This window comes from Arcicella sp. GW458-12-2-14-TSB2, assembly GCF_059423785.1.
The window spans coordinates 1-1121 of sequence record NZ_JBWKYN010000362.1; the positions used below are offsets into that span (position 1 = coordinate 1).

The 1121-nt window shown below is 30.7% G+C and carries 2 protein-coding genes; one reads left to right on the forward strand and one right to left on the reverse strand.

Annotated elements, in window-relative coordinates; genetic code table 11:
* The coding region (locus AC07XN_RS24460) for a hypothetical protein (RefSeq protein WP_494744947.1) at positions 1–260 on the reverse strand (260 nt) is incomplete at its 3' end.
* Positions 261–350: 90 nt separating this feature from the next.
* Between AC07XN_RS24460 and pth the strand changes: the two genes are divergently transcribed.
* Positions 351–911: an aminoacyl-tRNA hydrolase gene (gene pth / locus AC07XN_RS24465; RefSeq protein ID WP_494744948.1), complete on the forward strand. Its 561-nt coding sequence runs from the start codon at positions 351–353 to the stop codon at positions 909–911.
* Positions 912–1121 lie beyond the last annotated feature (210 nt).

A 1121-nucleotide genomic window follows, 5' to 3' on the forward strand; every position in this document is an offset into this window, starting at 1 on the left:
TCTATTAACTTTTTTTCAATAAAATTCGTAGATATTAAAGGATAGGCACGATTTTTATTACTTAATAAGTTAGGTAAATAATTCTTTGAAGTTGAGTATTTATAATTAATTCCATTTATATCTGTCGATGTCAATAAATTAGTTGAATTTAACAGAGTTGGATAAGTGCTTGGGTCTTTCGAAAAGGCGGATTCCTTTATCAAGCATAATGTTAATGCGAGGAGGGCTGGACTTATCCTAATAGTAGCTTTGTTTTTCATGATTGGATACATACTATACAAAATTACTTAATTTTGATGATTGATTCATGAAAAAAAGAATACAAAGTTAATTTCAAATATATTTTACAGATGAAATACCTAATTGTTGGTCTCGGAAATATTGGACCAGAATATTTGCTTACAAGACATAATGTTGGTTTTATGGTGTTAGATAAGCTTGCGGCGAGTGTAGATGCGAAATTTTCAATGGAGCGATTGGCCTATCACACCGAAATAAAACACAAAGGGAAACAAATTCATTTAATAAAGCCCACCACCTATATGAATTTAAGTGGGAAGGCAGTTAATTATTGGATGAAGGAGTTGAAAATTGAAAAAGAGAATATATTAATCATCACGGATGATATCGCTTTACCTTACGGCAAACTAAGAACAAAAAGTAAAGGTTCGCACGGAGGACACAACGGATTGAGAAATATTGAGGAGGTATTGGGTAGTTCACAATACGGTCGTGTAAGGTTTGGCGTTGGAGATGATTTTGGTAAAGGAAGACAAGTAGAATATGTTTTAGGAAAATTTGATGGAAGTCAGTTTGCTGAATTGCCAGAGCATCTCGATCGTGCCATAGACATTATTTTTAGTTTTTGTTTACAGGGAATAGACAAGACGATGAACTCGTTCAATCAGTAGTTGTATTATTCTAATATTTTGAAAATAAATTAAAATAATTTACAACAAAATATTTGCAATGTTTTTATTATGCATGCAGAATAATATTCTGATTATTTTTACTTTTGTTTTGCTATTAAGTGTTTTTTGATTGATTTTTAGGTAGTTACTACTAAAATTTGTGCAAGGAATAGGCAATGATATTTGTATATTTATATAATATTGCACAAC

Bases quoted from the DNA above. Each gene is read 5' to 3' on its own strand.
- pth (WP_494744948.1), top strand. From the start codon at position 351: ATGAAATACCTAATTGTTGGTCTCGGAAATATTGGACCAGAATATTTG.